The organism is Nonomuraea sp. NPDC050783, from assembly GCF_040802095.1.
Taxonomy (GTDB): Bacteria; Actinomycetota; Actinomycetes; order Streptosporangiales; family Streptosporangiaceae; genus Nonomuraea.
The window spans coordinates 14,173-27,101 of the sequence record NZ_JBFAHK010000041.1 but is presented as its reverse complement, the minus strand read 5'-3'; the positions used below and the strand labels follow the sequence as shown (position 1 = coordinate 27,101).

At 72.5% G+C, this 12,929-nt stretch carries 15 protein-coding genes; 6 read left to right on the top strand and 9 right to left on the bottom strand.

Annotated elements, in window-relative coordinates; all coding sequences use genetic code 11:
* Positions 1-194: 194 nt before the first annotated feature.
* Positions 195-1,049, top strand: coding sequence for a formyltetrahydrofolate deformylase (gene purU / locus AB0H75_RS48060; RefSeq protein WP_367808388.1), 855 nt, complete (start codon positions 195-197; stop codon positions 1,047-1,049).
* Between the two features lie 37 nt (positions 1,050-1,086).
* Here purU and AB0H75_RS48055 read toward each other — a convergent pair whose 3' ends face one another.
* From AB0H75_RS48055 to AB0H75_RS48040, 4 genes are all read right to left on the bottom strand, one after another.
* Entirely contained in the window at positions 1,087-1,767 is a 681-nt protein-coding gene (locus AB0H75_RS48055; protein ID WP_367808386.1) for a DUF6461 domain-containing protein, read from the bottom strand.
* Positions 1,768-1,837: 70 nt separating this feature from the next.
* Entirely contained in the window at positions 1,838-2,188 is a 351-nt protein-coding gene (locus AB0H75_RS48050; protein ID WP_367808384.1) for a VOC family protein, read from the bottom strand.
* Positions 2,189-2,193: 5 nt separating this feature from the next.
* A complete protein-coding gene (locus tag AB0H75_RS48045) occupies positions 2,194-2,985 on the bottom strand; it encodes a helix-turn-helix domain-containing protein (RefSeq protein WP_367808382.1) in 792 nt (263 codons plus the stop codon).
* A 10-nt stretch (positions 2,986-2,995) separates the two neighbouring features.
* Positions 2,996-5,053 (bottom strand): prolyl oligopeptidase family protein, encoded by a 2,058-nt coding sequence (locus tag AB0H75_RS48040; protein ID WP_367808380.1) that lies wholly within the window; start codon positions 5,051-5,053, stop codon positions 2,996-2,998.
* 302 nt (positions 5,054-5,355) lie between these two features.
* On the opposite strand from AB0H75_RS48040, the gene AB0H75_RS48035 reads away from it, so the two are divergent.
* From AB0H75_RS48035 to AB0H75_RS48025, 3 genes are read left to right on the top strand one after another with little or no spacing between them, the layout of a single operon-like run.
* Positions 5,356-5,865 carry an HNH endonuclease gene (locus AB0H75_RS48035; protein ID WP_367808378.1) on the top strand — a complete coding sequence of 170 codons (510 nt, stop codon included), beginning with the start codon at positions 5,356-5,358 and terminating at the stop codon, positions 5,863-5,865.
* 45 nt (positions 5,866-5,910) lie between these two features.
* Positions 5,911-6,708, top strand: coding sequence for a GNAT family N-acetyltransferase (locus AB0H75_RS48030; RefSeq protein ID WP_367808376.1), 798 nt, complete (start codon positions 5,911-5,913; stop codon positions 6,706-6,708).
* Positions 6,709-6,711: 3 nt separating this feature from the next.
* Positions 6,712-6,939 carry a zinc ribbon domain-containing protein gene (locus tag AB0H75_RS48025; protein WP_367808374.1) on the top strand — a complete coding sequence of 76 codons (228 nt, stop codon included), beginning with the start codon at positions 6,712-6,714 and terminating at the stop codon, positions 6,937-6,939.
* A 58-nt stretch (positions 6,940-6,997) separates the two neighbouring features.
* Here the strand turns inward: AB0H75_RS48025 and AB0H75_RS48020 are convergent, their stop codons facing one another.
* From AB0H75_RS48020 to AB0H75_RS48005, 4 genes are all read right to left on the bottom strand, one after another.
* Complete coding sequence (locus AB0H75_RS48020) at positions 6,998-7,339, bottom strand: STAS domain-containing protein (protein WP_367808372.1); 342 nt, start codon at positions 7,337-7,339, stop codon at positions 6,998-7,000.
* A gap of 152 nt (positions 7,340-7,491) precedes the next feature.
* On the bottom strand, positions 7,492-7,995 hold the full coding sequence (locus tag AB0H75_RS48015; RefSeq protein ID WP_367808369.1) for a helix-turn-helix transcriptional regulator: 504 nt from the start codon (positions 7,993-7,995) through the stop codon (positions 7,492-7,494).
* 123 nt (positions 7,996-8,118) lie between these two features.
* Positions 8,119-9,957 (bottom strand): dihydroxy-acid dehydratase, encoded by a 1,839-nt coding sequence (gene ilvD / locus AB0H75_RS48010; RefSeq protein WP_367808367.1) that lies wholly within the window; start codon positions 9,955-9,957, stop codon positions 8,119-8,121.
* A 216-nt stretch (positions 9,958-10,173) separates the two neighbouring features.
* Entirely contained in the window at positions 10,174-11,001 is an 828-nt protein-coding gene (locus tag AB0H75_RS48005; RefSeq protein WP_367808365.1) for a nuclease-related domain-containing protein, read from the bottom strand.
* 205 nt (positions 11,002-11,206) lie between these two features.
* Here AB0H75_RS48005 and AB0H75_RS48000 point away from each other — a divergent pair, with 205 nt between their 5' ends.
* Both AB0H75_RS48000 and AB0H75_RS47995 read left to right on the top strand, forming a co-directional pair.
* Positions 11,207-11,497 (top strand): hypothetical protein, encoded by a 291-nt coding sequence (locus AB0H75_RS48000; RefSeq protein WP_367808363.1) that lies wholly within the window; start codon positions 11,207-11,209, stop codon positions 11,495-11,497.
* A 27-nt stretch (positions 11,498-11,524) separates the two neighbouring features.
* Positions 11,525-11,899: a DUF5130 family protein gene (locus AB0H75_RS47995; protein WP_367808361.1), complete on the top strand. Its 375-nt coding sequence runs from the start codon at positions 11,525-11,527 to the stop codon at positions 11,897-11,899.
* Between the two features lie 35 nt (positions 11,900-11,934).
* Here AB0H75_RS47995 and AB0H75_RS47990 read toward each other — a convergent pair whose 3' ends face one another.
* Positions 11,935-12,897 (bottom strand): hypothetical protein, encoded by a 963-nt coding sequence (locus tag AB0H75_RS47990; protein ID WP_367808359.1) that lies wholly within the window; start codon positions 12,895-12,897, stop codon positions 11,935-11,937.
* Positions 12,898-12,929: the final 32 nt, after the last annotated feature.

Sequence of the window (12,929 nt, the reverse complement as noted above, 5' to 3'; positions counted from 1 at the left end):
ATCGGACCGCTCAGTGCCCCGCCACGGCGCCCGCCGCGGCGGGTACGCTCGATGTCGGCCGACCGCCACGCAGGAGTGAAGAGGCAGCCGGCGGCGAACCCGCCCGCGGCCCGATACTCTGCCCAGACCAGCACCGATACCCACACCGGCACCCACACCTGACCCACACCCACGACGCCCGCGAGAGTGACCGCATGACCAGCCCAGCCGAATACATCCTGACGCTGTCCTGCCCCGACCGGCCAGGCGTGGTGGCCGCCGTCTCCGGCCTGCTGGTCCGCCACGGCTGCAACATCATCGAGAGCCAGCAGTTCGGCGACCGGGTGGCGCAGCGCTTCTTCATGCGCGTGCAGTTCGCCGGGCCGCTGGGCGAGGACGACCTCAGGGCCGCCTTCGCGGCGCTCGCGCCCGACTTCGCGATGGAGTTCACGGTCCGGGACGTGGCCAGGAAGCCGCGCGTGCTGATCATGGTCAGCAAGTTCGACCACTGCCTCAACGACCTGCTCTACCGGGTCAAGGCCAAGACCCTCGGCATCGACATCGTGGCCGTCGTCTCCAACCACCCCGACCTGCGGCCGCTCACCCAGTCGTACGGCATCGACTACCACCACCTGCCGGTCACCCCGGAGACCAAGCCGAAGCAGGAGGCCGAGGTGCTGGCGCTGGTCGAGCACTACCAGGTGGACCTGGTGGTGCTGGCCCGCTACATGCAGGTGCTCTCGCAGGACCTGTGCGAGAAGCTGGCCGGGCGGGCGATCAACATCCACCACTCGTTCCTGCCGTCGTTCAAGGGCGCCAAGCCCTACCACCAGGCCCACGACCGCGGCGTCAAGCTGATCGGCGCCACCGCCCACTACGTGACCTCCGACCTGGACGAGGGGCCGATCATCGAGCAGGAGGTGGCCAGGGTCAACCACAGCCACTCGCCCGAGGACCTGGCGGCCATCGGCCGGGACGTGGAGTGCGTGACCCTGGCCAGGGCGGTCAAGTGGCATGCCGAGCAGCGCGTGCTGCTGGACGGCCACAAGACGGTGGTCTTCCCCCGCTAGGCCCGCCCGCTAGACCTCGCCCGCCTCGGCCCACCCGCTAGACCTCGCCCGCCCCTGCCCACCCCTTGGCGACCTGGCCGACCAGGAGCGGGCCGTCGAGCAGCTCCGGCGCGAACGGCACGCCGGTGATCCGCGCCGCCAGCGCGAACGCCCGCGCCAGGCTCGGGTCGTACCGGCCGTCCACCAGCTCGTCGTCGCCGGGCCCGTCGTCGTCGGGCTCGTCGTCGGGCCCGTCGAGCCGCATGCCGACCTCGCGCATCAGGCCGTCGAGCCGGTGGGCGTCGGTGCCGTACCGGTAGTGCGGCACGTTCGGGTCGAACTCGGTGACGACCGCGCCGTCGAGCGCGTGGACGAAGTGGTCGTCGGCGTAGTCGTGCCGGCTCACGGCCACCAGCTCGCCCCCGCGCGACAACGCGCTCACGGCCTCCCCGACAGCGGACGACCAGCCCCATAACTCGACGGCCACGCACCACCCGCCCGCCTCGACCACGCCGACGTAACCGCCTCCGGAGCCGCCCTTGGTCTCCATGACGAATTCGCCGACCTCCGTGTCCAGCTCGTCGAAGGTCATCTCCCGGCCGGGCGCCCCGGCGGGGTCGAAGCGGCGTAACACCTCGGCGGGGCCGAGCCCGCGCACGAAGGCCACGGCGTAGATGTCACCCAGGGGGCAGTCGTCCCCGTACAGCCAGCGGTAAGGGGCCAGCAGCTCTGTCGTCATGCCACCGCATCCTGTCAGCCGGGACCGACAGGAACGCCGCTCCTCAGGGCCGCTCCTCAGGAGCCGATCCTCAGGGCCGGTAGGTGCCGAACCACCACTGGTTGCCCTCGGGGTCGGTGCAGCCGTACTCCCGCGACCCGTACGGCTGGTCCGTCAGCGCCATCGTGACCGCGGCCCCCGCCGCCACCGCGCGGTCATGATGGGCGTCCACGTCGTCCACCGCGACGTAGATCCCCGGCCCGCCGGGACGGCCCTGCCCGAGCAGGATGATGTCCCCGCCCACCAGCAGCTCGGCGTGGTGGACCACGCCCTCGTCGTTCTTGGACACCTCGTGCGCCCGGAACCCGAACGCGCCGGTCAGGAAGTCGATCGCGGCGGCGCAGTCCTGGTAGCGGGCGAGTGCGTAAACGGTTCGTTCCATGACGCTCAGGATGCCGCGCGCCCGCCCCGGGGTCTTGGACGAATCTGACCGGGCGTCAGGTCGCCCAGCACCCGGAACTCGCGGTTGAGGTGCGCCTGGTCGTAGAAGCCGCACTCGGCCGCCACCCGCGCGGGAGCGGCCCCCGACCGCAGCAGCCGCACCGCCCGCCCGAACCTGATCACCCGCGCCGCCGTCTTCGGCGGCAGCCCCACCTGGTCCTGGAAGCGCGCCACGAGGTGCCGGTGGCTCCAGCCGAGCGAGGCGGCCAGCTCCGGCGCGCGTACCCGCCCGCCGGACTCCAGCAGCCGCGCCCACGCCCACGGCACCTCCGGGCCCAGCTCCGGCCCCCGGCGGACGCGCGCCACCAGCAGCCGGTCGGCCAGCGCCAGCCGTTCCTGCCAGGACGGCGTGGCGGCCAGCCGCTCCACGGCGTCGGCCGCCCACGGCCCCAGCACGTCGCCCGCCGGCAGGACGAGGTTCGTCAGGTGCCGCATCGGCACCCCGAACAGCCGCCTGGCCCCGAACGGCGTGAGCAGCACCTGCACGCCCTCCGTCGGCCCGGGCGTGCGGGTGACGGTGAAACGGTCGCCCAGCCCGCCCGCGAACGCCGTCAGCCGCCGCCCGCCCACCTCCATCGGCGTGCCGAACGCCAGGATGAGCACGGCCCCGGGGATCGCCGCCTCCGAGCGGGTGACCGGCGCGCCGTGGTGCTCGCCGTAGGCGGTCAGGCGGGTGGCGTAGGGCCGCAGGGCAGCGCTGGGAGCGGCCTCGACCATGACCACTCCCGGCGCGCTCACATGTTCGACACTAGAGCCCCGTGTGGGTGGCGAGGAAGGTCAGCGTGTCGGCCCACAGGTCGGCCGAGCGGCTGACCGAGCGGGCGCCGTGCCCCACCTCGGTCTCGTTGCGCAGCAGCACCGGCCGGCCGGAGGCGGTGGCGTGCTGCAGCGCCGCGCACATCTTCCAGGCGTGCAGCGGGTGCACGCGGGTGTCGGACTGGAAGACGGTGAACAACGTCGCGGGGTACTCCACGCCCTCCTTGACGTGGTGGTAGGGCGAGTAGCTCCACAACCAGGCGAACTGCTCGGGGTCCTCGGCCGAGCCGTACTCGACGTTCCAGGTCGCGCCCAGGCCGAACTGCTCGTACCTGACCATGTCGAGCAGCGGGGCCGAGCACGCCACGGCCGCGTACAGGTCGGGCCGCTGGGTGAGCGCGGCGCCGACGAGCAGGCCGCCGTTGGAGCCGCCGGAGATGGCCAGCTGCTCGCGCGTGGTCACGCCGGTCGCGATGAGGTGCTCGGCCGCGGCGTGGAAGTCGTCGAAGACGTTCTGCTTGTGCGCCAGCATGCCGGAGCGGTGCCACTCCTCGCCCTCCTCGCCGCCGCCGCGCAGGTTGGCGACGGCGTAGACGCCGCCGGCCTCCACCCAGGTCAGGGCCGTGGCGGAGTAGCCGGGGGTCATGGACAGGCCGAAGCCGCCGTAGCCGTACAGGATCGTCGGGCGCGGGCCGGTCGCCTCGCCGGCGGGGGAGATGATCAGCATGCGGACGTCCGTGCCGTCCTTGGAGCGGTAGACGACCTGCTCGGTGCGGACGTCCGGCACCTCCACCGCGCCCGGCGAGGCCGCCCACAGCGTGGTCTCACCGGTGCGGGCGTCGTAACGCTGGATGGTGGGCGGGGTGACGTTGTCGGTGTAGCCGAACCACGCCTCGTAGCCGCCCTCGGGACGCTCGGAGATGCCGCCGATCGACCCCAGCCCGGGCGTGGCCACCTCGCCGACGCGCTCGCCGGTCGCCAGGTCGTGGACGGTGATCTCGCTGATCGCGTGGCGGGTCCAGCCGGCCAGCAGCACCGGCCGCTCCAGGCCGTCGAGGATCGCGAAGTCGTTCAGCACCGCCTCGGGGTCCTCGGGGATCAGCTCCCGCCAGGTGTCGTAGCCGGGCTCGGCCGGGTCGGTGACGCACAGCCGGCCGCGCGGCGCGTCGCGGTCGGTGTGGACGTAGAGCCTGCCGTCGCGGCCGAACGTCAGCCCCGACTGCGCGTCCACGCCCTCCTGGACCACCTTGAGGTCGGGCTTGTCGATCCTGGAGGCGGCCAGGTCGGCCACCCAGACGTCGTTGCGCGGCGCGGTGCCCTCGTGGGCGGAGACCTGCAGCCAGCGGCCGTCGCGCGAGACCGACACGCCGTAGTAGTTGGTCATCTTCAGCCCCTGGCCGAAGACCATGACGTCGTCCTCGGTGGAGGTGCCGACGCGGTGCAGGTAGACGCGGCGGTGGAACTGGCTCTCGTTCTCCGGCACCTCGGTGCTCGGCAGCCGGCGCACGTAGTAGAACGCCTCGCCGCCGGGCAGCCAGGCGACGGGGGAGTAGCGGCAGCGGTCGATCGGCCCCTCGACGCGGGCGCCGGTCGCCACGTCCATGATGTACAGGGCGGACTCCTCGTTGCCGCCCACGGAGATCTGGTAGGCCAGCAGGCGGCCCTCCTTGTCGGGCTGCACGGCGTCCAGCGTGGTCAGTCCGGACGGGTCGATCTCCATCGGGTCGATCAGCGCCCGCTCGGCCCCGCCGGGCTCGGCGATGTAGTAGACCGCGTGCTCCTGGTCGGGGGTGCGGCGGGCGAAGAAGCAGCGCTCGCCGCGCCAGGTGGGCACGCCGACCGAGCCCGACCTCAGCAGCTCGGCGATGCGGCTCTTGAACCGCTGCGGCCCCCTCAGCCGGCCGAACAGCTCGCCCTGCGCGAGCAGCCATCCCTTCGTCTCGGGGCTGTCAGGGTCCTCCAGCCACCTGTAGGGATCGGGGACGGGGGTGCCGTGCAGGTCGTCAACGACGTCCTCGCGGCGGGCGGTCGGGTAGGGCTCTCGCGTCATGCTCGGAACCCTACTGCCAAGCAGGCCGCGGGAAGCTGCCCAGCAGGTGGCGTAAAGCGCTGGTGAAGCGGGCATAAAACGTACCGTGCGTCCCTCTGGCCCATCTCGTGGGTGTTTTTGGGGTGGCGGGGACCACGCTGCTAACGCCAGACTTGGGTGACAGGACGGTGCCGTGGTGACCATCCGCTGGGCCGTCCGGCGGAGGTCCACGTGACGGAAGCACGAGTGCCCCAGGAGGGGCCGATAACCGGGACATGCTGCGGCATGTCCCCCTTGATACGCGCGCGGCGGGGAGAGGCCCGATGACGCGCCAGGTCCTGTTGCTGAATGCCACCTACGAGCCGCTGACCACCCTCTCGCTGCACCGGGCCATCGTGCTGGTGCTGCGGGAGAAGGCCGACGTCGTCCACCGCGACGGCCGGGGCGCGGTGCTGCGCTCCGCCAGCCGCACGCTCGACGTGCCCTCGGTGATCAGGCTCCGCAGATACGTCCGCATCCCCTACCGGTCGCGCATCCCCCTGACCAGGGCGGCGCTCATGCGCCGTGACAACTACCGCTGCGCCTACTGCGGCCAGCGGGCCGAGACCATCGACCACGTCATCCCGCGCTCGCGGGGCGGCACGCACACGTGGGAGAACTGCGTGGCGTCCTGCACCACCTGCAACCACCGCAAGGCCGACAAATACCTGGAAGAGCTGGGATGGACGCTGCGCGTCAGCCCGGCGGTGCCACGGGGAGCGCACTGGCGGCTGATCGGCGCCTCGCTCGTCGGTGACCCCCAGTGGGCCCCCTACCTGGAGGCGGCCGCCTGACGGCTGCTTTGGACCGCCAGGTCCCGGCCTGGCACCATGCCAGGCATGTGGACCTTCACCTCGGACCCCGAGGAGTACGCCGCGGTCGCCGAGCCCTTCCTGCTCGGCGACCCGGTGGGCAACACCGTCCCGCTGACCGTGCTGGCCAACCTGCGGGCCGGCATGCCGGTCAAGGACCCGCGCTTCGGCTGGTGGACGGCCGGCGGGCGGGTGCGCGGAGCGGCCTTCCGCACGCCGCCGTACCCGGTCGGGCTCGCCGTCATGCCGGTCGAGGCCGTCGCGTCCCTGGTCGAGGCGCTCGGCCGGGACCTCTCCACGGTCGTCGGCCCGGTCGAGCTGACCGACGAGGTCGTCCGCCTGCTGGGGCCGCCCGCGCGGACGGTCTCCGAGCGGCTCTACCGGCTCGGCACGCTGCGCGTCCCCGACGTGCCGGGGCGGGGCAGGCTCGCCGCGCCCGCCGACTTCCCGCTGCTGGTGAGCTGGTACCAGGCGTTCGGCGACGAGGTCGGGCTCGGCGAGGGCGACGCGGCCGAGCGGGTCGCCCAGCGGCTGACGCGGCGCGAGTTGTTCGTGTGGGAGGACGGCGGCGCGCCGGTCTCCCTCGCGGCGCTGTCGCAGGCGGCCGGCGGGGTCTGCCGGGTCGGGCCGGTGTACACGCCGCCGTCGTGCCGCAGGCGCGGCTACGGCGCGGCGATCACCGCCCACGTCAGCCAGGCCGGGCTGGCCGGGCGCTGCGAGCAGCTCGTGCTCTTCACCGACCTGGCCAACCCCACCAGCAACGCCATCTACCAGGCCATCGGGTACGAGCCCGTGTCCGACTACGCGCACATCACCTACGCTTAGACCATGCCGCGTTACGACTTCCGCTGCCGCGCGTGCGGCTCCACGTTCGAGGTCTCCCGCCCCATGTCGGCCTCCGACGCCCCGGCGACGTGCCCCGAGGGGCACGACGACACGGTGAAACTGCTGTCCACCGTCGCCATGACCGGCGGCGCGGCCGCCCCGCGCCCGGCCGCCGGCGGCGGTGGCGGTGGCGGTGGCGGTGGCTGCTGCGGCGGTGGCTGCTGCTCCTGAGCCAGGCGGCCGCCGGGCCGGGTCGCTCCTGGTCCGGTCGCTCCCGAACCGGCCGCTCCTAGCCCCGGTTCGGGAGTTGCTCGGCCGACTCGCACAGCAGGAGCCGGCCCCCGCGGGCGAGCACCGGCAGGCACAGGCGCACGGCGTGCGGACGCGGGCTGATGACGGCGAAGGTGTGCCCGCAGGCTCGTGCCCGCTCGCCCACGTCCAGCAGCACGCTCATCCATCGGGTGCCCGTCACCCGGCAGCCCGACAGGTCGGCCGCGACCCGCGGATGGTGCTCCACGACGCGGAGCAGCCGGACGCGCAGGGCGAGCACCCGCTTGTCGTCGACGGCGCCGAGGAACCTGACGAGGGTCCAGTAACCCTGGGTCTGCGTCTGGAGAGCGAGAGCCATCATGCACCTCACCTCGGGAAAGGTGATCTGCCCCGGCCGCGCCTCCGGACCGTGTCCCGCCAGCCTACGCCTGTCCGGCACGCCCAAGGAGCCCCCGGCGCGAGCCGCCGCGCCGGGAACCCCCGGAACTCATGCCGCCCCGGCGGCTGTGAACCTCATGCCGCCCCGGCGGCCTTGATCCGCTTGCGGCGCTGGAAGGGCAGGAACCGGTCGGCCAGGTGCGGGCGCGCCGGGGTGAGCGTGGGCTCGACCGCGAGGATGCGGTCGAACCGGAAGGCCCTGATCGCCCGGCGCATCCGGCACACGCCGACCAGGTACCAGTACTCGCGGTGGACCAGGCACGTCACCGGCTCGACGTCGCGCACGGTGATGGCGCCCCCGGCGTCGCGATAGTGCAGGCGGATGATGAGGCGGCTGGTGATGGCGTCGGCCATGAGCCTGGCCCGGGAGGCGACCTCCAGGGGCAGCGGCTCGGTCAGCGTCGTGAGCGTGGTGGCGATGACGTCGTCGTCGAGCTCCAGGTGCTGGAGAGCGTGCTGCAGGCCGCGACGGGCGGTCACGGCCTGGGGCCCCGCGCCGAGGTGGGCGAGGGAGAGTGCGAGTGCGGCGATCTCGGCGGTCGTCAGCGGGCGAGTATCGTGCTTCACGACTGTCGTCATACCCAAAGAATACGGACGACGACCGACATTTTTCGAAAACCTGTCCGGATGGACAGGTCGCTCAGGCCGCTCGGGTGCCGGCTCGGCGGGCGGGAACCCTGCCGCCCGCCGAGCCGGCCGCCCTCACTTCGCCAGCTGCGTCAGGTCCCGCGAGGCACCCGTCGAGGCGGACGTCGTCATCGCGGCGTACGCCTGCAGCGCCGCGCTCACCGGCCGGTTGCGCTCGCGCGGCCGGTAGCCGCCCAGCTCGGCCAGCAGCCGCTCGCGCCGGGCCGCCAGCTCGGCCTCGGGGACGCGCAGCTCCATCGACCGGTTGGGGATGTCGATGTCGATGATGTCACCGTCCTCGACCAGCGCGATCGTGCCGCCCTCGGCCGCCTCGGGGGAGGCGTGGCCGATGGACAGGCCCGAGGTGCCGCCGGAGAAGCGGCCGTCGGTGACCAGCGCGCACGCCTTGCCCAGGCCCTTGCCCTTGAGGAACGAGGTCGGGTAGAGCATCTCCTGCATGCCGGGGCCGCCCTTGGGGCCCTCGTAGCGGATGACGACGACGTCGCCCTCCTTGACCCGCCCGCCGAGGATGCCCTCCACGGCCTGCTCCTGCGACTCGAACACGACCGCCGGGCCGCTGAACTTCCAGATCGACTCGTCCACCCCGGCGGTCTTCACCACCGCGCCGTCGCGCGAGATGTTGCCGTAGAGCACGGCCAGGCCGCCGTCGGCGGTGTAGGCGTGCTCGCGGTCGCGGATGCAGCCCGCGGCCCGGTCGAGGTCGAGGTCGTCCCAGCGGTTGTCCTGCGAGTACGCCTTGACCGTGCGCACGTTGCCGGGCGCGGCGTGCCACAGCTCCACGGCCTCCGGCTTGACGGTCGGCGACTTGGCGTCCCAGGCGGCCAGCAGGTCGGCCAGCGTGCCGCCGTTGACGGTGGGCACCTCACGGTGCAGCAGCCCGGCGCGGTCCAGCTCGCCCAGGATGCCCGGGATGCCGCCGGCGCGGTGGACGTCCTCGATGTGGTACTTGTTCGTGGCCGGGGCCACCTTGCACAGGCAGGGCACCCGCAGCGAGATCTCGTTGATCTCCTTGAGGCCGAAGTCGACCTGCGCCTCGCGGGCCGCGGCCAGGATGTGCAGAATCGTGTTGGTCGAGCCGCCCATGGCCACGTCGAGGGTCATCGCGTTCTCGAACGCCTCGCGGGTGGCGATCGAGCGCGGCAGCACCGACGCGTCGTCCTCCTCGTAGTAGCGGCGGGTGATCTCGACCAGGGTGCGGCCGGCGTCCTCGAAGAGCTTCTTGCGGGCCTTGTGCGTGGCCAGGATCGTGCCGTTGCCGGGCAGCGCCAGGCCGATCGCCTCGGCCAGGCAGTTCATCGAGTTGGCGGTGAACATGCCCGAGCACGAGCCGCAGGTGGGGCAGGCGTTCTCCTCCATCTCCAGCAGCTCCTCGTCGGAGACCGACGCGTCCGCGGAGGCGATCATCGGGTCGATGAGGTCGAGCTTGCGGCCCGGGGTCTTGCCGGCCTCCATGGGGCCGCCGGAGACGAAGACCGTCGGGATGTTGAGCCGGAAGGCGGCCAGCAACATGCCCGGCGTGATCTTGTCGCAGTTGGAGACGCAGATGAGCGCGTCCGCGCAGTGGGCGTTGACCATGTACTCCACGGCGTCGGCGATCAGCTCGCGGGACGGCAGCGAGTAGAGCATGCCGCCGTGGCCCATCGCGATGCCGTCGTCGACCGCGATCGTGTTGAACTCGCGGGGGATGGCCCCCGCCTCGCGCACCGCGGCGGAGACGACGTCGCCGACCTCGCGCAGGTGCACGTGACCGGGGACGAACTGCGTGAAACTGTTGGCCACAGCCACGATGGGCTTGCCGAAATCGCTCCCGGCTACGCCGGTCGCCCGGAGCAGGGCCCGGGCACCGACCATGTTCCTGCCGTGGGTGACCGTACGTGACCTGAGGGCGGGCATCGCGCTTCTCCCATCGCTGTCGAGTCTTCACATGGTACGACCACCGCCCGGTGACTGAGACAATCGTCCACGCTTCGGACACGTCTCAGGCACGTCCCGGGCCCGGTCGAACAGGTGGGAACGACAGGTGGGAACGACAGGTGGGAACGACAATCGGGAACGACAATCGGGAACTCGGCCGCGCGGCCGGGCGGACCTGAGCCCGGCCGGCCGGAATCAGCCCTCGCCGTAGCGGGCCGGCAGCACCTGGGCGGCGATGTCGTAGATCTGCTCGATCTCGCCGGGGGTCAGCGCCCGCGTCCGCTTGGTGATCCACTTGCGCGCCCGGTCGCCCTGGTAGACGTCCACACCGCGGATCGTCATGATCTTCCAAGGCACGGACGGCCCGTAGATCGCGAGCGAGGGCACCACGGGCACCTCGCGGCCGAACGCCGCGCTGATCAGCTCGCTGGCCTTCGACGCCTCGAACTTGGCGTGGGTCAGGCGCTCCTTCTGGTCGAACGGCCCGTGGAAGAGCTTCTTGCCCGACTGCACGCGGACCGGCAGGCGTTTGTCCCACTTCTCGGAGTCGACGGCGTACACGCCGGTCGGGCCGACCACGAGATGGTCGATCTGCTGCTCGGTGTCGGGGATCGCCCGCGCGTGCAGCGTGCGGTAGCCCAGGCGCTCCAGCTTGCGCAACTGCGCCTCGGTACGCCGCTCCGCCACGGACGCGCGCCGCCACGCGGGCACGGTGGAGTGGGAGCGCGCCCGGTAGACCGCCTCCAGGACGGCCGCGGTCACGCCCGCGGTCACGCCGATCCGCCAGTCGCCCGCGAGGAAGCCCACGAGGAGCGCCGCGGCCACGCCCACCAGCAGGCGGGTGCGCAGGCGCCGGACGCGTGGTTGGGCCAGCAGGTCGCGCACGGACGCGCGCGGCACCGGCGCGTACGTGGAGGTGGGCGCCGAGGGTCTGGCGGCAGCGGTCTGCTCGCTCTCCGGCCGGTCGCTCACCCAGATCGGTGACGCGTTGTGACCGTCTTCTCGCTGGTTGTCGGTGTCCACGTAACTCACCGTAGCCCGGGAATCTTGCCGATTCCTAGTGTTGCCCTGTCCATAGTTTTATGGCTCAGCTCATCGTGTTCCACGCCCGTTTTCAGGGTATTACTTACGTTCTTCTCTAGAGAGGAACGCCACCGCTCCCAAGATCATAACTCCTCGGGGCGGCGAGGGTCTGGCCGGACTCGCGCACGAGGTCTACGTTCGTGGTGTGAACAGCGCGGCAGAGATCCTGCTCTTTCTCATCGGGGTGTCCTTGGGGATGTTCGTGCTGATCAGCCTGGTGGTCATGGTGCCGGGGCGCGGCACGCAGCGGCGTGTCGAGTCCGGCCCGGTGTGGCTCGGCGGGCCGTCCGGCAGCGAGCGCGGCGTGAGCACCTCGGGGCTCGTCCTGGCCGACCGGGTGGCGCACTGGACGGCGGTGCCCGACGACGACTGGGTGGCCGCGGCCGAGACGGCGGAGCCGGGCAGGCACGTCGGCGGCGCCTCGGCCGGATGGTGAGGGCCGGACGGTGAGGAGAGGGCGACCATGCGAGGACTGACCACCGCCCAGGCCGACGACATCCGCAAGGCCCTGCACACGGCCGAGATCCGCAGCGGGCTGCGCTTCGGGCTCTTCCTCGGCGAGCCCGCCGGCGGGCCGGTCGGGGGGCGCCGCCACTTCGCCGAACGCCTCCACGCCGCCCTCGGCCCCGAGGCCCCCGACGCCGTGGTGGTCCTGGTGGACGTCAAGGGCCGCGGCCTGGAGATCGTCACCGGCGAGAACGCCCGCCACCGCCTGACCGACGCCGCCTGCCGGCTGACCGCCATGTCGATGGCCACGGCCTTCAGCGTCGGCGACCTGATCGGCGGCGTCCTGTACGGCATCAACGCCCTCGGCGAGCAGGCCACCGCCCGCCGCTGACCCCGCCTCCGGCCCGGCTCGATCGCGGGCGGGTGCTACAGGGCCGGGCCCTCGCGTTCGAGCAGCTTGACCACGTGGTCGCTGACGCCGCTGAGCAGCGTGGCGGGCTCGATGGGGGCACCGGCGACGGCCGCGAAGAGGGCGGGCAGGCCGGGCAGCGGGAAGCCGTCGTCCTTCATCGCCGCGCTGCCGACGGGGTTCTTGTCCAGGGCCAGGCGGCTGCGCTCCCAGGCGTCGAGCACCTCCTCCGGCGACGGCACCCCGAACCCGTGCCCGACGGGGGCCGCGTGGCGCAGCCGCACCAGCGGGGTCTCGGCGAAGGCCAGCGCCGTGCGGGCGCGTACGTGCAGGTCGGCCCGGGGCTCCGGCTCGATCCAGTCCATCGCGGCGCAGGGGTTGCGGCAGGCGGCCACGCACACGGCGAGCGCCCCCGCGACCTGGCTGTGCTGCCGGTCGAAGTACGCCCGCCACCCCTCGCCCGGCTCCACCGACACGCGCAACGTCCGGTTGGTGGCCGACTGCTCGGACTTGGTGTGATCGCACTCCCGGTCCCCGATCACCCCGAACCTGCTCCCCGGCGCGCTCAGCCCGGCGGGCCACCGGGCCGGATCGCCGGCGTGCCCGAGGTGCGGCTCGAAGGCCAGCAGCGGAAGGTATTCGCTGGCGATGTGCACGGCGGCGATCATCGGGCTCAGCTCCCGTCGGTGCCAGCGCACCGCGATCACCTCCAGCAGCAGCCCGTACGCCGGCCGCAACGACTCCAGCGCCCCGCGCGGCTGCTCGCGCGGCGTCTGCGGCATGTGGCAGGCTCGGGCCCGCCGCCGCAGCTCGGCGGGCACCGCCCTGGCCTCGGCCGCGAAGTCCTCGGCGTCGAGGGACATCAGCCGCTGGCCGAACTCGCACACGTCCGCGATCTCCGCCGCCGGCGCGAGCGCGCCGAGATCGGCGAAGGCATAGCGGCGGGCAAGGGCGATGAGCAGGTCACGAGTCGTATCCACGCGACGACTTTCTCACGATCTCGGATCGCTCA